Genomic DNA, 16,341 nt, shown 5'->3' with positions numbered 1-16,341 from the left:
CATCGGTGGTGAGCACTCTGGCGCTGTTGCGCCCTCTGTCGCGCCGCTGCACGAGCGCGAGGGCGCGGGGAACAGCGCGAGAGTGCTCGGCCGGTCTGCTGCGTCCCGGGGCCCACTCCTCGGCGGCAGAGCCCTACTTCCCCGCTCTGGTGACCGCGGCGCAGTAGCGGTCGTGGTCCTCGCGGACCTCGGCCATGGGACCGAGCACCTCCTCCTGGGCGACCACGTCCACCGCCGCGCGCAGCCGCTGCTCCGCCCGCCGCGCCCGCCGCCGGGCCCGCAGCCCGACCAGCGGCCGGGCCACCAGGGCGAGCAGCGCCCCGGCCAGCAACCCGCCGACCAGCAGCAGCGTGGGCAGCGGGATCCCCTCCACCCGGGGCAGCGGGACGACGTCGTCGAGCTGGACGAAACCGAGGACGACCAGCGCCAGCAGCCACAGCGCCCCGGCCAGCGCGACGAGGGTGAGCAGCCACTGCAACCCGCCCACCCCGCGCTGCCACAGCGGGGTGCGCTCGGTGCCGAGGTCGGTGCCGGCGACCGCCTGGTCGAGCCGGTCGGCCAGCCGCTCCTCCGAGACCTCCGCGGTGCGCCGCAGCTCGTCGCGCCAGGCCTGCGGCAGCCCGTCACCGGCGGCCTCGCGGGCCGAGCGCACCGCCCGGGTCACCCCGGCCCGCTGCACCGCCCCCGCCGACGGCAGCGACGTCCGCCCGCCCTCGTTCCCCAGGTGCAGCCGCTCCAGCGGGTCCGCGCGGAGCTTCCGCGTCCAGCGCACCACCGGCCAGCCGGTGGCCGCCGTCCCGCTGCGGCGCACCGACCGCTCGACGGCGGTGGTCACCGCGGGCACCCCGGCGGCGTCGGCCAGCGCCGCGGTCAGCTGCTCGCGCTCGGCACGGCCCACGCCGCCCCCACCGCCCGGGCTGCAGTGGGCGGCGAGCGCGGTGGCCGCACCCCGGACGTCGGCGGTCAGCCGGTCGGTCGCCGCGCGCCGCGCCGACACCCGCCGGGCCAGGTCGGCGCGGAGCTCGCCCAGGCCGTGCCCGGTGCGCGCCGAGACCGCCAGCAGCGGCGTGCCGGACAGCCCCTCCCGGTCCAGCAGGCCGCGCAGGTCGGCCAGGCAGGCGCGGACCGCCGCGGGGTCGAGCCGGTCGACCTGGTTGAGGACGACGAGCAGCACGCCCGCGTGCCCGGCCAGCGGCACCAGGTAGCGCTCGTGGACGGCGGCGTCGGCGTACTTCTCCGGGTCGAGCACCCACACCAGGACGTCGACCAGCTGCACCAGCCGGTCGACCTCCAGCCGGTGCTCGAGCCGGACGCTGTCGTGGTCGGGCAGGTCCAGCAGCACCAGCCCGTCCAGCGCCGGCTCGGGGGCGTGCCGGTGCCGGCGGGGCACCTGCAGCCAGTCGAGCAGCCGGTCGCTGGTCTCGTCGGCGCCCCACACGGTGGCGTGCGCGACGCCGGTCGTGGGCCGGCGGACGCCGGGACTGCTCACCTCGCTGCCCGACAGCGCGTTGAACAGCGTGGACTTGCCGCTTCCGGTGGCGCCGGCCAGGGCGACCACGGTCGCGTCGCCGAGCGCCTCGCGGGCACCGGCCTTGGCCAGCAGCGCCCGGGCCGTGCCCAGCTCGGGCAGCTCAAGGCGGCCGTCGGCGACCTCGACCGCCTCCCGGAGAGCCGCCAGCCGGTCGGCCAGCGGCGCGGTGCGTCCCCTCATGCCCGGGCCGCGGTCAGCCCGGCGGCGGCGGCCCGCAGCGCGGCGGCGTCCCCGGGGCCGGGCCCGGCCTCGTCGACGAGGTCGTCGAAGCGGCCCTGCTCGTACCGCAGCAGGGCGTCGGCCCGGGCCTGCAGGTCCTCCCGGGCGCGGGCGGCCAGCGAGCGGACGGCGGCGTCGCCGAACACCGCCTCCAGCAACCGCTGCCCCAGCGCCGTCGTCCCGCCGGCGACCGCCACCTCCCCGCCGGTGAGCCCGCCGGTGTGCGCGAAGACGGCGACCATCACGGCGGCGCCGGCACCGTTGACCCCCCAGGAGAGGACCCGGGCCTGGTTGCGCTTGCCCGCGCCCTCCTCCCGGACCAGGTCGAGCACGTACCCCTGCCAGTCCCGGACCTGCGCGGCGGCGGCCTCGGGGAAGTCGGGGGACACCCGGTCGAGGTCGGTGTCCGCCGCCGCCAGCAGCGGCTGCCCGCCCGGCAGCGCCCGCCAGGTGGTGACCGTCCGCTCGGCGGCACGGTCGGCCTCGGCCCGCAGCAGTGTCTCGACGCTGGTCTCCAGCGCGCCCTGCAGCTCGTCGGCGGGCGAGGTCCGGCCGGTGAGCGCGGCGGTGACCCGGTCGCGGACCCGGCCGATCGAGCTCTGCAGCGAGCGCATCCACTCGCCGGTGCCGACGAACTCCTGCCAACGGGCCAGCACCTCGCCGCGCAGCAGGCTGCCGCTGCGCACGCCCTCGTCGATGCCCTCGTAGGCGGCGGTGTAGGCCGCCGCGGCCGCCTGCCGCAGCGCGGTCGCGGCCTGCACCTGCTCCTCGACGGCGTCGGCGATGCCGGCCACCCGGTCGCCCAGGCTGGCCAGTGCGCCGGTGAGGGTCTGCCGGACGACGGCGGCGCGCTGCTCCTGGTCGGCGGCGAGCGCGTGCAGCCAGGCCCGCAGCGGGCCGACCTGGTCCTCGGGGAGGAACCCGTCGACCAGCGGCCGCTCCTCGACGACGAACAGCCGCACCCCCGACAGGCCGGCGCGCTCCAGCATCCCGGCCAGGTCGGGGGCGATCTCGGCGGCGGCCCCGGGCGGCACCCGGTCCAGGACGACGGCCAGCGCGGTGCCCCGTTCCTGCGCCGTCCGCAGCACGTCCCAGGGGACGGCGTCGGCGTAGCGGGCCGCGGTGGTGACGAAGACCCACAGGTCGGCGGCGGCCAGCAGCTGGGCGGCGAGCTCGCGGTTGGACTCGACGACCGAGTCGACGTCCGGCGCGTCGAGCAGCGCCAGGCCGGGCGGGACGTCGTCCCGCGGCACCAGCTGCAGCGTGCCGGGACCCCCGGCGCCGCCGGTGACCCGGGCCAGGCCGGGCAGCACGCGGTTCCCCTCGAAGGCGGCCACGTCGCTGCGGGCGCAGACCAGCACCGGCGCCCGGGTGGTCGGCCGGAGCACGCCGGCGGTGGTGACCGGTGCGCCGATCAGGCTGTTGACCAGCGTGGACTTGCCCGCGCCGGTCGAGCCGCCGACGACGGTGAGCAGTGGGGCGTCGAGGTCCCGCAGCCGGGGCAGCAGGTAGTCGTCGACCTGCTCGACCACTCCGCGGGCCGCGCGGCGGGCGGCCTCGCTGCCCGGGGTGGCCAGGCCCAGCGGGGCGGCGGCGACCGCGTCCCGGAGGGCGACCAGGGCCTCGGGCAGGGGAGCGGGCAGCGTCACCCCACGGGACTATCCCGCCGAGGACGTTCCTAGTCGGACCGCCCTACTCCGAGTGGCGGGCGCGCTCCTCGCGGATGGCCCGGAAGACCCGGCGCCGCAGCCGGTCCTGCTCCTTCTCGGGCAGGTCGGTGAAGCGCAGGGACAGCGCCCAGCGGGCGTCGACGGTCTGCTGGCGCACGACCTCGGCGGGGGCCGTGATCGGCCCCTCCTCGAGCTGCACGGTCAGCGACAGCGTGCTCCCCGCGATCGGGGTGACGCCGTAGGGCTCCACGACGGCGCGGACGCCGCCCTCGCTGATGTCGACGATGTCCCCCTCCAGGTCGATGCCGTTCACCACTGCGACCACCGGCAGGGCGACACGGGCGCGGACGGCCTGCCGGCGCTGGATGGCCTCGGCCGGGCCGACGACCTTCAGGTGCCAGCGGGGCACGGCCCCGCGCTCGACCGTCGCGACGTCGGCGGGGAGCGCCCGCGCGCCCTCGCTGCTGAGCCACAGCACGCTCACCCGCTCGCCGACGGCGACCACCGCCTCGTCGACGAAGCCGCTGACCCCCGGGCGCACGACCACGTCCGCGGGCCCGGCGTCCTCGACCCGGGCACTGACCGACAGGGTGCGACCCACCGGGGTGATCTCCACCTCGACGTCGATCTCCGGGCGCAGGTCGGCCACGCTCAGGTCGGCCACGCTCATGACCCTCCTCCGATCGCCGTCAGCCGTGGTTGGGTCCTCGAGTTCTCTTCGGCACCTGCGACGAGGACTTGAGCGGTACGGCTCCGGCAGCTACCCCGGTCGGGGCGGGACCCCGGTCCGAGCCGTCAGCGGCGGCTCAGGCGCGGCCGGAAGCTGCGCCGCACCCGCCGCCACCGGTTGGGCGTCCGCTCGGCGTCGAGCAGCTCGGTGTCGGCCAGCGTCTGCTCCACCGGCCCCAGGTCCGGCGGGGTGAAGGGCTCCAGCGAGCGCCCGACCGGCCGGCGCAGGGCCTCCACGGCCTGCAGCAGCGACCCGCCGGAGGCCTCGACCGCGTCGGCGACCGCGCCCGGCGGCACGCCGAGGTGCTCGCCCAGCAGCCGGTCGCGCAGCCCGGTCACGGTCGCGGCCAGCTCGTCGCGGCGTGGGTCGCCGGGGCGCACCTCGATGGAGACGTCGCACTCGGTGTCCAGCCCCATCGACCGGTTGTTGAGGTTCGACGAGCCGATCCGCAGCAGCCGGTCGTCCACCACCATGACCTTGGCGTGGACGTAGATCGGCCGCCGTCCCTCGGTGACCGGCACGTACAGCCGGAAGCGGCCGTGCACGTCGGCCTCCCCCAGGAGCGCCAGCAGCTTGGCCCGGGCGGTGCCCATCGCCTTCTCCTGCAGCCACCCCTCGGCGGTCTCGGGGTTGACGACGACGAACTCCGGGCCGTCGGGCTCCCGCAGCCGCTCGGCCATGGCCTCGGCGATCCGGCGGTTGGCGAAGTACTGGCTCTCGATGTAGACGGTGCGCCGGGCCCCGGCGATCGCGGCCAGCCAGAGCAGCTCGATCTCGTGCACCAGGCTGGTCCCGCCGTGCTCGGGGCGGGTCCGCGAGATCGCCACGTCCACGTCGGTGAGCAGCGGCTCGACGCCGTCGGGCCAGCAGGCCTCGACGTCGGCGACCGGCTCCAGGCGCCGTCCGGTGCCGCTCTCCCACCGTTCCCTCGCCAGGTCGCCGAGCGCCCGGGCGGCCGGCCCGGACACCAGGCTGGTGACGTCGTGCCAGGGGCCGGTGAGCCGGTGCGAGGAGGGCCGGCGGCGCAGCGGGTGCCGGTCGAGGTGCTCGGGGGTGTCCCAGCGGTCGGCGGTGACGTCGATGCCGCCGGCGAAGGCCAGGCAGTCGTCGATCACCACGATCTTCTGGTGGTGCGCGCCGCCGATCGGGTGGTGGGTGTCCACCGTCATCGTCAGCCGCTCCGGGGTGCGCCGGTCGAGCAGCACCACCGGCACCACGCCGCGGGCCAGGGCGCCGATGACGCCGTAGTCCCACACCAGGACGCCGATCTCCAGTTCCGGGTTGGTGCGGACCGCCTCCTCCAGCACCCGGCCCAGCTTGTCCGGCCGCCGTCGCCTGGTGCGGCGCCGGGTCCCGCGCGGGTCCATCCGGATCCGCGGGTCGAAGTCCCACCCGATGAACAGCACCCGGCGCTTCGCCTGCAGCACCGCCGTCCGCAGGGTGGCGAAGTAGTCGGCGGCGTCGACGAAGACGGCGTGCGCGTCCGCCCGCTCGATCCGCCAGCACGTCTCCCCCGGGACCAGCAGGTCCTCGGTGGCGACCGGCCCGGTTCCTCCGTCGGCCACCCCGGTCAGCCGTTGCGCCGGACGTAGGAGGCGACGAAGTCCCGCAGGCTGCGGGTGGGCCGCAGCCACGCGCCGTCCGGCGGCAGGGCGTCGAGGCGCACCCGGTCCAGCGGGACGGCGAAGGCGCCGGGCACGTCCTCGATGTCGATGAACTCCAGCAGGTCCGAGCTGATCGCGTAGCCGGCGACCTCGCTGAAGGCGACGACGGTGACCTGCGTGCCGGTGCGGGCCAGCTCCTCCAGCGGCTCGGCGAAGTTGCGGCCGTCGCCGGAGAAGACGACCAGGCGGCGCAGCCGGTGGCTGTGCTGGCGGACCTCGATGTGGTCGAGCATCGCCTGGTCGATGTCGTCGTCGGGCTGCTGCTTGGGCCGCGCGAAGACCGCGAAGCCGAAGCTGCGCAGCGCCTCCACCCAGCGCTGCAGGCTGCCGACCACCGGCGGGATGTTGGCGAAGACGCAGGCCTCGACCTCGGGGGCGTCCGGGGCGCCGGGGTCGCCCGCGCCCTGGACGAACCAGGAGGCGATCGCGTCGAACCGGGGTCGCGTCTCCGCGGTGGGGCGGGCGCCGATGACCGTCGACAGGGTCATGTCGATGTTGGGCGCGTCCCAGATCAGCAGGTCCAGGGCCGGGCGGCCCCGCCCGTCGAACGCGTCGGCGGGTGCCGTCTCGGCTGCGGCGTCCAGGTCGGTCACGGGGGCAGTCTGCCCCGCCGGTCGGTCGTCGGGGGACGGCGCACCGGCCGAGCGCGGCGGACCGGCGGGTGCCGTCGCGCGCCGCGGCGTCCGCCGGCGCAGCCCGGAGGCCCGCGCGAGACCGCTCAGCGGCCCTGCGCCTGCAGCGCCAGCGCGCACGAGTCACCACCGGCGTCCCGGATCCGGGTCGCCCACCGCAGGACGTCGGAGGCCGGCATCGGGCGGGCCAGCAGGTAGCCCTGGGCGAGGTCGCAGCCGGCCTCGCGGACCATCTGCAGGTGCTCGGCGGTCTCCACCCCCTCGGCGACCGAGCGGATGCCGAGGGTGCGGGCCAGCGAGACGATCGCGGCGAGGACCGGCCCGGTGCCGCCTGCGGCGAGCCGGGCGGCGGCGCTCAGCAGCGAGCGGTCGATCTTCAGCGTGCCGATGGGGAGGGCCAGCAGCTGCGCGAGGGAGGACCAGCCCGTGCCGAAGTCGTCGATGGCCACGATGACGCCGGAGTTCTGCAGGATCGCCAGCTGGTCCTCCGCGCGGGTGGGGTCCTCGGCGACGCTGGTCTCGGTCAGCTCCAGCACCAGGTTCTCCGGGGCCAGCCCGGAGTCGTGCAGCGCCACCCGCACGTCGCGGACCAGCGTCTCGGCGGAGAAGTGCCGGGCGCTGATGTTGACCGACATGCGCAGCGGCAGCCCCTGGTCGGCCCACTCGGCGGCCTGCCGGGTGGTCTCGCCCAGCAGCCAGCGGGTGATCGGGATGAGCTGGCCGGTCTCCTCGGCCACGGACAGGAAGGCGTCCGGCGTCAGCAGCCCGCGCTCGGGGTGCTGCCACCGCAGCAGCGCCTCCACGCCCTCGATCTCGCCGGTGTCGACGCGGACCAGGGGCTGGTAGTGGACGACGAACTCGTCGACGGCGCCGTCCCGCAGCCGGTTGGCCACCTCCAGCCGCCAGCGCGCGGCATCCCGCAGCCCCGGGGAGAAGACGTGCACCCGGTCGCGCCCGGCGCCCTTGGCGGCGAAGGCGGCGGCGTCGGCGTCGCTGAGCAGCTGGTGCGCGCGGTCGGCGCCGGGCCCGGCGGCCGCCACGCCGATGCTGGCCGAGAGCGGCACCGAGATGCCCTCGGCCAGGAACGGGCGGGAGAAGGAGTTCTGCAGCCGGAAGGCCAGGGCCGCGGCCTCGGCGGCCTCGCAGTCCCGGGCCAGGACGAGGAACTGGTCGGCGCCCAGCCGTCCGACGGCGTCCCCCGGGCGCACCTGCTCGGTGAGCCGGCCACCCACCTGCCGCAGCAGCTCGTCGCCGACCTCGTGACCGAGGGAGTCGTTGACCGTCTTGAAGCCGTCGATGTCGAGGAACAGCAGCGCCGCGCGGCCCCGGCTGCCCACCAGCGCCTCGCCGATGAGCTCCAGCATCCGGGCGCGGTTGGGCAGCCCGGTGAGGTCGTCGTGGCTGGCCTGCCAGGCCAGGGCCTGCTGGTCGCGCACCCGCTCGGTGATGTCGGTGTGCGTGACGATGATCCGGTCGGAGGCGTCCACCCGCGCCGCCTGCAGGCGGAACCAGGACTCGGTGGGGCCGATCTGCTGGGAGTAGTCGAGGCTGAACGTGGCGGCGGTCGTGACCTCGGCGCCGGCGAGCTCGCGCAGGCCCGCGGCGATGCACTCGTGGTGCTCGCGGTCGACGTACCGGGCCATCGCGTCCAGGTAGCGCTCCCCGGCACGGGCCGGCCGGTCGCCCTCACGTTGCAGCTCCTCGCCGTTGGCCGTCCAGGCCCGGTTGACCATCTCGATCCGGCCTGCGCCGTCCAGCACCACCGTGGCCGGCGGCAGCGCCTCCAGGACCGCGCCCAGCTGGGCCAGCGCCGCGGCGCGCTGCTGCGCGGTGTGGCGCTGGACGTCGACGTCGCGGAGGAAGGCGGTGAGGCCGCCGGGGTCGGCGAAGGCCCGGATCTCGTACCAGCGGCCCAGCGGCGCGTGGTAGTACTCGAAGTCGCGGGCCCGGCCGTCGCCGAGCACGGCCCGGTACTCGTCCTCGATGACCGTGCCGGCGATCTCCGGGAAGCAGGCGAAGGCCTCCTGGCCGACCAGGTCCTCGGCGCGGCGGTCCAGCAGGCGGGCCGCGGCGGCGTTCACGTAGGTGAAGCGCCAGCGGCGGTCGATGCGGTAGACGGCGTCGGCGACCGCGGAGAAGGGGTCGACGGAAGCGGCGCGCCCGCTCTGGTCTCGGTGCACCCTGCCCGCTCTCTCTCCCCCTGCGGCACACGTCGGTCCCGCCCTGCAGAGACCGCGCCACACCCGCCGTCCCCCACGGACTGCGCCGGGCGCGCAACGCAGCACCGAGGGTAACCACACGCGCGCAATTCGGGGAGCCGGAACCCGGGCCCGGTGCGCTCGCGAGCACCGGCGTGCCCAGGAGTGCGCGGCAGCGGGCGTTGCGCCGATCACACCCGGGCGGACTCCACCAGGTCGTCACCGGCGTGGGCGATGTGGCCGAGCTGCGACCAGATGAAGGCGAGGATGACCGCGGAGCCGACGAAGCCGAACCAGAACGGCCCGGACACACCCCACACGCGGGCGATGAGCCCGCCGATCAGCTGACCGAGCAGGATGCCGCCGAAGACGCCCATCGCGTAGAGGCTGCCGACGCGGCCCTGCAGGTCCATCGGGACCGCGCGCATCCGCACGGTGCGGGACGTCGTGCTCCAGACGAAGGCGTGCGCCCCGAACACCACCATGGTCACCATGGCCACCCACGCGGCGGTGGCGAGGGCGAACGCCAGGTGGGTGAGGGTCTCGATCACCAGGCCGACGCGCATGAGGTTGGCCAGGCTGGCGTGCCGTTCGAGCCAGTCGTACGACGCCGTCCCCGCGATGCCGCCCACGGCGACGGCCGAGGTGAGCAGCCCGAAGCCGACCGGGCCGAGGCCCAGCTGCTGGTCGGCGTAGAGCACCAGGACCGACCACGCCGCGCCGTAGGTGACGTTGAAGCTGACGATGGTGAGGGTCAGCGTGCGGACGGCGGCGTTGCCCCAGGTCCAGCGCAGCCCCTCGGCGATGTCGCGGCCGACGTGCGAGCGCTCCGCCGGCCGCTCGCGCACCGGGAGCCGCATCCGGGACACGAGCAGCGCGCCGAGCGCGAGCAGCACCGCCTGGGTGACGAAGGGCCAGGCGGTGCCGGCGGCGAAGAGGACGGCGCCGAGGGCAGGGCCGGCCAGCTCGTTCATGGTGAGCACGCCGGCCATCAGCCGGGCGTTGCCGACGCCCAGGTCGGCGCGGGGGACCACCATCGGCAGCAACGTGCCGTGGGCGGTGTCGGCGAACACCTCGGCGGCGCCGAGGACGAACAGCGCGGCCAGGACGACGACGATGCCGACGTCCCCGGCGAACAGCGCGGTGCCGAGGACGACGAGGACGCCGACCCGGGCGATGTCGACGGCGATGACCAGCCGGCGGCGGTCGACCCGGTCGGCGAGGACGCCGGCGTGCAGGCCGAACAGCAGCCACGGCAGCCGTTGCAGGAGGGCGCCGAGCGCGACGAGCAGCGGGTCCTGGGTCTGGCCGGCGACCAGGAGCGGGCCGGCCGCCAGCGCGATGCCGTCGCCGAGGTTGCTGACCCACGAGGAGCCGACCAGCCAGCGGAACGGCGTCCCCATCCGCGCGGGCAGCACCGCCTCGACCACCCGCTGCACGGCTGCCGACTGTAGGCACCGCCTCCGACGCCGTCCGCCGCATTTCGGAACGCACGCCTGCCGCGCGTTCCACGTGGAACGCGCGGCACGGGTGGGTCGTGCAGGTGAGCGTGCGGTCAGGCCGCGGCGGCGAGTGATGGGCCGGTGCGTCCTGGTCCGGTGCGGATCTGGGTGCCGTCGGGTCGCCAGGTGCGCCATCGGCCGTCGGGTTGCCGTTCCACCCGGAAGCCGTGGTGGACCTTGGTGTGGTGCCGCTCGCACAGCAGCGCGGAGTTCTCCAGCGACGTCTCGCCGCCGTTGACCCACTCGAGCAGGTGGTGCACGTCGCACCAGGAGGTCGGCGCCCCGCAGCCGCTGAACACGCACCCGCCGTCGCGGTGCTCGACCGCCTTGCGCAGGTGCGCGTTGACCACTCGGTGCTCCCGGCCCAGGTCCAGCGGGACGCCGTCGGGACCCAACACGATGCGGGTGATTCCGGCGTCGCAGGCGACCCAGCGGGCGCGCGCGGCGGAGATCGTCGCCCCGAACCCGAGGTCGGCGACACCTGGGCCGGCGTGCGGGTCGGCCAGGTCGTCGAGGTCGATGCGCAGCACCACGTGCGGCTTCACGGTGCGCAGGATCGGCAGCCGGCCGGCGGCCAGGGCGGTGTCGCACAGCTGCACCAGCGCATCGGCGAGCTGCTGGGACCGGGTCCGCTCATCCCCGGCGCCCCGGCCGGCCTGCACCACCGCCTCCAGCGCGGTCTGCAGCCGCTCCCCGCCCACGGCGTCCAGGTCGAACCGGCCGGTGATGCTGCCGTCGGCGTGCTTCACGATCACCAGCCGGCGGCCCTCGGTGGGGTCGGGCTCGAGGCCGTCGGCGTCCAGCCGGTCCAGGTAGTGCCGCACCGCCTTGGCCACATCGGCGCACGGCCGGGTCACCGCCACCTCGGTGAGCACCGCGTCCACCGCGGCCAGGTCCACGCCCTGCTCGGCGGCCAGCGCGAGGTGCTCGGGCTCGGCCACCCGGCCCAGCACCGCGGCCTGCTCGGCGGTGACCTGCCCGGCGGCGAACGCCTGCGCCATCGCAGGCAGGTGCGCCAGCGCCCGCCCGGCGCGCACCACCCGCGCGGCCTGGGCATCGGACAGGTGCCCGTGCCCGCGCAGCCAGGAGCCCATGGTCTTGAGCCCGTCGTGCTCGGCGGCGCCGGACACCTCGCACTCCCGCACCGTGCGCGCCACCTCCGCCGCGATCCGGTTCTGCGCCACCAGCAGCGGACCCAGCCGCTCCAGCAGCGCCGGGCCGAACAACGGCGCCAGGTCCTCGCCGGCGAGGGTGTCCAGCGCCGAGGTCAATGCCTCCACGCCCCCGACCTCATCGATCGAACACATGTACGAATAATAGCGGTCCAGAGCGCGCCATGCCACATGAATCCCCAGCTCAGCGCCATGTCCACAGATGAGCGCCCGGCCTTGACACGACGTCTGCCACGATCCCGGTCAGCGTGCCGCTCCGTGCACCTGGAGGCCGAGCACCTGCTCGTGCCACCGCCCTCGGCGGAGCCACTGCAGCGCTCATCGAGGTCTACGCCGACCCGAACGTGGCCCGGTACATCGGCAGGATCGCGCTCGACGCCGCGGGCACCGCCGTCCAGGTGGCGAGGTTCGAGACCGCCTGGCGGCAACAGCTACGGCCAGAGCGCGCTCGTCGACCGGGCGACCGGCGCCCTCCTCGGCCGGGCCGGGCTGCACTCGTGGCCGCCGTGGGGCGAGACCGAGCTGGGGCGGGAGATCACCGCGCGTGTCGGCTGCCGATCAGCTCAGCGGGCGGACCAGCCGGCCGATCGCGAGGTGCGCCAGCGGGGCGTAGCCGACCACCACCGGCGCCGGGCCGGTCACCCGCAGACCGGTGGTGCTGCCGCCGTCCGGCCCCTCGGCGACCCAGTGCACCAGGTGCAGCCGCACGGGCCCGGCCGACACCGTCCACGCCCACTGCCGCGCCGCCTCGTCGACCGCGTCGACGACGAAGGGCAGCGTCACCCCCAGCGGCCCGCGCACGCGCCCGCGCACCCCGGCGACCAGCCGGGCGACCGGCAGCTCGACGCCGGTGATCTGCGGCGCCCAGTCCGCCCAGCGCGCCGGGACGGCGTAGCGCTCCCAGGCCTCGTCCGGTCCGACCGGTCCGGTCGCGTGCAGCGTCAGGGTCGTCATGGCACCTCCACGTCGGACAGGGACCGGGCACGGCACTGCACCACGACGGCGGTCAGGCCCTCGTCGGTTTCGGACGCGTGGTCCTCCCCCGGCGCCCACGGCGCCGCCTCCCCGGCCCGCAGCGGGCGCCGGTCACCGGACGGGCCCGACACCCAGCTTCGGCCGGAGACGATAAGGAACGGCTGCCACGGCGGCGTCGGGTGCCGCCCGATCGACCCCCTCGCCGCCAGCCGGACGACGTCCACCGCGAAGCCGTCCTGCGGCTCCTGCACGAGCGCCGCCCGCAGCAGCTCCGCGCCCGAACTGCCGTACGCCGAGAGCTGCCGGGCGGAGGGCGTCAGCAGCTCCATCAGGCGGGCGGCCCGCCGACCAGCAGCTGGCGGAGCATGTGCATCGCCAGGGCCACCGACCGCTGCCGCACCGCCGAGCGCGAGCCGGGCAGCACGACCGAGCGCGGCAGCCCCTCGGAGGACGGCCCCACGGCGCACAGGTGCACGGTGCCGACCGGCTTGTCCGGCGTCCCGCCGCCGGGTCCGGCGATGCCGGTGATGCCCACGCCGACGTCCGCCCCGAACCGGGCGCGCGCCCCCTCGGCCAGCGCCGCGGCCACCTGCGTGCTCACGGCGCCGTACGAGGCCAGCACGTCCGGGGGGACGCCGACCAGCGCCTCCTTCGCCGAGTTCGCGTAGGACGCCACCCCGCCCAGCACCCACGCCGAGGACCCGGCCCGCTCGGTCAGCCGGGCCACCAGCAGCCCGCTCGTGCACGACTCCGCCGTCGCCACGGTCAGCCCGGAGGAGGAGAAGGCCGACGCCACGAGCTCGTCGAGGGTCGGGCCGGTGGAGAACAGCGTCCCGCCGTGCGCCGCCCGCACCGCCTCGACCAGCCGGTCGTACTCCGGCTGCGCGTCGGGCCCGTAGCGCGTGACGATCTCCAGCTCGCCCTCGCGCAGGCACGTGGTGATCTCCAGGCCCGCCCAGTCCGACTGCCGCAGCGTCGCCGCCAGCTGCGACTCGAGCGTGCCCCACAGCCGCAGGGTCTCCTGGCGCAGCTCGCTGCGGCCGGCCAGCGCCCGCCGCACCGGCTCGGCCGCCAGGGCGGCCGGCCACATGCCCTGCAGCTCCGACGGCGGCCCGGGCAGGACGACGACCACCGGCCCGGCCCGCCCGTCCGCCGGGGGGACGACGAGCCCCGGCGCCGTCCCGACCGGCGGCAGCACGGTCGCCCCCTCGGGCACCATCGCCTGCTTGCGGACGCCGGCCGCCGTCGCCTCCGGGTCCGCCCGCCACCCGCGGCCCTCCATCAGCCCCTCGACGATGCCGGCGATCTGCCGCTCCAGCGCCGGGTCGAGCGCCGGCGGCCGGCCCTGCACGCCGGCCACGATCTCGGCGGTCAGGTCGTCGGCGGTGGGCCCCAGGCCGCCGGTGGTGAGGACGACGTCCTCGCCGGCGAGGAAGCGCAGCGCGTCGCGCAGGTCCTCGGGCCGGTCGCCGACGACGACCACCGTGCCGACGTCCACGCCGAGCCGGCGCAGCTCCTCGGCCAGCCAGGGGCCGTTGCGGTCGCTCACGCGGCCGGTGAGGACCTCGGTCCCGGTGACGACGATCCCTGCGCGCACGGCCACCCGGCCGACCCTAACGAGCCGTCGGCACGCCCGCGTTTCGTGCCGGGTGGTGGGACTCCCCGGCGATAGCGTGCGCGGACGAACCGGTCCGGCGCGTGCAGGCGCGCGAGCGAGGAGGCACCGTGACGGAGCCGATCACCACCCCCGAGACGCCCGCGCCCCGGGACCCTGCCGGCCCCGGCACCCAGGAGATCGGGGTCGGCACCACGGCCACCGTCACCGGCACGCACCACCTCCCCCGCGTGGACGCCGAGCCGCCGGCCGGGGGCGTCCGGCCCACGGGTCCGATCGAGGGCGTCCAGCCGCCCGGCCAGACCGGGCACGTCCACCCCACCGGCCCCGTCGGACCGCCGCCCGGCCCACCCGGTGCCGCGACCCCGCCGCCCGCGGACACCTCCCGGCACCCTCTCGGCGCGCCGCACACCCCGGAGGCGGCTCGCCCGGCCCGCAGCGCCCGGACCCCGCGCCGGCCGAGGACCCCGCGCGCACCGCGCAGCCCGCGCCCGGCGGAGGAGCGGGCCGTCCGTGTGGGCACCGGCCTGACCGCGCTGTCCCTCCTGCTGCTGCAGGTCGGCCTGGCGGTCGGCTTCGGCGAGGTGTCCCTGTGGTCCGCGGTGACCCTGTGGTCGGTCTTCGCGACCCTGGCCGCCCTGCTCGGCGCGCTGCCCTACGCCGGCCGGTTCGTCCCGGCGGCCCGGCTGCGGCCCGACGCGGCGTGGAAGGTCGCCGCCGGCGGGCTGACCGGCGTGGCCGTGTTCTGGGTGCTCGTCGTGCTCCCCCGGGTCGACAGCGACCGCGGCTTCGTCCTCACCGCCGCGCTGGCCGCCCTGGGGGCAGCGCTGTGGGTCGCCCCCCGCCGCGGCCGGGACTGACCCGCACTCAGTCGTCGCGGTCGTTGCCCCGGCCGGACGAGTCCCTGTCCTTGCCCTTGGCCTTGCCCGGGCCGGACTCCTCGTCGTCCTCGTCCTGGTCGGGCGCGGGAGCCGGCTCCGGAGCCGGCGGGGCGACGGGCGCGGGCGCCGGCTCGACGACGACCACGGGCGCGGGGGCCGGGGCGGGATCGGGGGCCGGGGCGGGCGCGGGAGCCGGCGCGGGCGGCGGCGGAGGCGGGGACGCCGCGACGGTCAGCGTGACCAGGTCGCCGGGGGACAGCGCGCCGACCGGCCCCAGCTCCACGACCTGACCGGCCGGGACGTCGGAGCGCTCCACGGTCACCCGTCCCACCCGCAGGCCGAGCGCGGCGAGCGCCGCCTCGACCTCGTCGGCCGGGCGCCCGAGGTGGTCGGCCGCCGTGACCACCAGCGCCGCGACCGGCTCCACCTGCGCGGGGGACGGGGCCTCGGTGTCGGCCACGGCCACCGGCGTCCCGGGGTCCTCCCCACCGGCGACCTGCAGCGCGCCCACGCCGAGCGCCGCGCCGAGCAGCAGCGCGGCCGCCGGGACCAGCACCCGCGAGCGGCGGGGGCCCGCGGCCGGCAGCGGCGTGGTGGGGGGCGGCAGTGGCGCCAGCGCGCGGCCGGCGCGCACGGCGTCGACGGCTGCGCGGAAGGCGGCGCCGTCGGGGAAGCGCAGCGCCGGGTCCTTGACCAGGGCGCGGGCGACGAGCGTGCGCACCGGCGCGGGGACGTCGTCCGGCAGCGGCTCGGGTTCGTCGCGGATCTGCGCGAGCGCGATCTGCACCGGGCTCTCACCGTCGAAGGCCCGCCGTCCGGCGAGGCACTCGTAGGTGATCGCACCCAGTGCGTAGACGTCGCTGGCCGGGCCGGCCTTGCCGCCCTCGGCCTGCTCCGGGGAGAGGTAGTGCGCGGTGCCGACCACCTGGCCGGTGCCGGTCAGCGGCACGCTGGACGCCGACCAGGCGATGCCGAAGTCGGTGATCTTGACGACGCCGTCCCAGCCGACCAGCACGTTCCCGGGCTTGACGTCGCGGTGCACCACCCCGGCGGCGTGCGCGACGGCCAGTGCCGCGGCGGTCTGCCGGACGACGTCGAGGGTGCGCTGCGGGTCCAGCCGGCCGCGGCGCGCGAGCAGCGCGGACAGCGGCTCGCCCTCCACCAGCTCCATCACGAGGTAGGCGAGCGTCTCCCCGTGCGCCGTGACGACCTCGCCGTAGTCGTGCAGCGCGGCGATGTTGGGGTGCACCAGCCGCGCGGTGTGCTGGGCCTCGGCCCGGAACCGCGCGAGGAACGTCGGGTCGCCGGTGAACTCGCTGCGCAGGACCTTCACCGCGACCTGCCGGTCCAGCAGGGCGTCGTGACCCCGCCACACCTGGCCCATGCCGCCGGTGGCGAGCAGCGAGAGCAGTTCGTACCGGCCGTCGAGCGTGCGCACCCCCGGCTCGGCCACCCGTTCCTCCTGCCCGTCCCCCGGTCGCGGCGGTCCGCCGCGGCCCTCCAGGGTGCCACCTGGACCCCGCTGTGAAACCCCGGGCCGCCGGGCTCACCC

The 16,341-nt window shown here is 76.6% G+C and carries 13 protein-coding genes; 1 reads left to right on the top strand and 12 read right to left on the bottom strand.

All coding sequences use genetic code 11. The annotated features are described in order from the left end of the window. Positions 1 to 133 precede the first annotated feature (133 nt). From BLR12_RS12300 to BLR12_RS12250, 11 genes are all read right to left on the bottom strand, one after another. Positions 134 to 1,711 (bottom strand): GTPase, encoded by a 1,578-nt coding sequence (locus BLR12_RS12300; protein WP_091378114.1) that lies wholly within the window; start codon positions 1,709 to 1,711, stop codon positions 134 to 136. Continuing rightward, on the bottom strand, positions 1,708 to 3,399 hold the full coding sequence (locus BLR12_RS12295; protein WP_091378111.1) for a GTPase family protein: 1,692 nt from the start codon (positions 3,397 to 3,399) through the stop codon (positions 1,708 to 1,710). Before BLR12_RS12295 ends, BLR12_RS12300 begins: the two co-directional genes overlap by 4 nt. Positions 3,400 to 3,442: 43 nt before the next feature. Continuing rightward, positions 3,443 to 4,090 (bottom strand): flagellar brake protein, encoded by a 648-nt coding sequence (locus tag BLR12_RS12290; RefSeq protein ID WP_091378108.1) that lies wholly within the window; start codon positions 4,088 to 4,090, stop codon positions 3,443 to 3,445. A 125-nt stretch (positions 4,091 to 4,215) separates the two neighbouring features. Beyond that, positions 4,216 to 5,715 (bottom strand): phospholipase D-like domain-containing protein, encoded by a 1,500-nt coding sequence (locus BLR12_RS12285; protein WP_091378105.1) that lies wholly within the window; start codon positions 5,713 to 5,715, stop codon positions 4,216 to 4,218. A gap of 5 nt (positions 5,716 to 5,720) precedes the next feature. Beyond that, a complete protein-coding gene (locus tag BLR12_RS12280) occupies positions 5,721 to 6,407 on the bottom strand; it encodes an NYN domain-containing protein (protein ID WP_255363452.1) in 687 nt (228 codons plus the stop codon). A 125-nt stretch (positions 6,408 to 6,532) separates the two neighbouring features. After that, positions 6,533 to 8,626 (bottom strand): putative bifunctional diguanylate cyclase/phosphodiesterase, encoded by a 2,094-nt coding sequence (locus BLR12_RS12275; protein ID WP_091378102.1) that lies wholly within the window; start codon positions 8,624 to 8,626, stop codon positions 6,533 to 6,535. A gap of 209 nt (positions 8,627 to 8,835) precedes the next feature. Further along, the gene (locus BLR12_RS12270) at positions 8,836 to 10,083 is read right to left on the bottom strand and encodes an MFS transporter (RefSeq protein ID WP_176832476.1); all 1,248 of its coding nucleotides are present in this window, start codon (positions 10,081 to 10,083) and stop codon (positions 8,836 to 8,838) included. Positions 10,084 to 10,199: 116 nt separating this feature from the next. Continuing rightward, positions 10,200 to 11,453 carry an HNH endonuclease signature motif containing protein gene (locus BLR12_RS12265; RefSeq protein WP_369803439.1) on the bottom strand — a complete coding sequence of 418 codons (1,254 nt, stop codon included), beginning with the start codon at positions 11,451 to 11,453 and terminating at the stop codon, positions 10,200 to 10,202. Between the two features lie 423 nt (positions 11,454 to 11,876). Further along, complete coding sequence (locus BLR12_RS12260; protein WP_091378096.1) at positions 11,877 to 12,272, bottom strand: SRPBCC family protein; 396 nt, start codon at positions 12,270 to 12,272, stop codon at positions 11,877 to 11,879. Further along, positions 12,269 to 12,622, bottom strand: coding sequence for a hypothetical protein (locus BLR12_RS12255; RefSeq protein WP_091378094.1), 354 nt, complete (start codon positions 12,620 to 12,622; stop codon positions 12,269 to 12,271). The genes BLR12_RS12260 and BLR12_RS12255 overlap by 4 nt, the downstream gene beginning before the upstream one ends. Further along, positions 12,622 to 13,896 carry a competence/damage-inducible protein A gene (locus tag BLR12_RS12250; protein WP_091378091.1) on the bottom strand — a complete coding sequence of 425 codons (1,275 nt, stop codon included), beginning with the start codon at positions 13,894 to 13,896 and terminating at the stop codon, positions 12,622 to 12,624. Before BLR12_RS12250 ends, BLR12_RS12255 begins: the two co-directional genes overlap by 1 nt. A gap of 122 nt (positions 13,897 to 14,018) precedes the next feature. Between BLR12_RS12250 and BLR12_RS12245 the strand changes: the two genes are divergently transcribed. Then, positions 14,019 to 14,768, top strand: a complete 750-nt coding sequence (locus BLR12_RS12245; protein ID WP_091378088.1) for a hypothetical protein — start codon at positions 14,019 to 14,021, stop codon at positions 14,766 to 14,768. A gap of 7 nt (positions 14,769 to 14,775) precedes the next feature. On the opposite strand, the gene BLR12_RS12240 is transcribed toward BLR12_RS12245, so the two are convergent. After that, entirely contained in the window at positions 14,776 to 16,242 is a 1,467-nt protein-coding gene (locus tag BLR12_RS12240; RefSeq protein ID WP_091378085.1) for a protein kinase domain-containing protein, read from the bottom strand. Between the last annotated feature and the right edge of the window lie 99 nt (positions 16,243 to 16,341).

The organism is Geodermatophilus sp. DSM 45219 (assembly GCF_900104025.1).
GTDB lineage: Bacteria > Actinomycetota > Actinomycetes > Mycobacteriales > Geodermatophilaceae > Geodermatophilus.
Note: the sequence above shows the minus strand (reverse complement) of the source record. Positions and strands in the feature narration are given on the sequence as shown.

What these genes read in the sequence shown, in the direction of transcription:
- BLR12_RS12260 (WP_091378096.1), bottom strand. Translation starts at nt 12,272, where the DNA reads ATGACGACCCTGACGCTGCACGCGACCGGACCGGTCGGACCGGACGAG.
- BLR12_RS12290 (WP_091378108.1), bottom strand. Translation starts at nt 4,090, where the DNA reads ATGAGCGTGGCCGACCTGAGCGTGGCCGACCTGCGCCCGGAGATCGAC.
- BLR12_RS12255 (WP_091378094.1), bottom strand. Translation starts at nt 12,622, where the DNA reads ATGGAGCTGCTGACGCCCTCCGCCCGGCAGCTCTCGGCGTACGGCAGT.
- BLR12_RS12300 (WP_091378114.1), bottom strand. Translation starts at nt 1,711, where the DNA reads ATGAGGGGACGCACCGCGCCGCTGGCCGACCGGCTGGCGGCTCTCCGG.
- BLR12_RS12265 (WP_369803439.1), bottom strand. Translation starts at nt 11,453, where the DNA reads ATGTGTTCGATCGATGAGGTCGGGGGCGTGGAGGCATTGACCTCGGCG.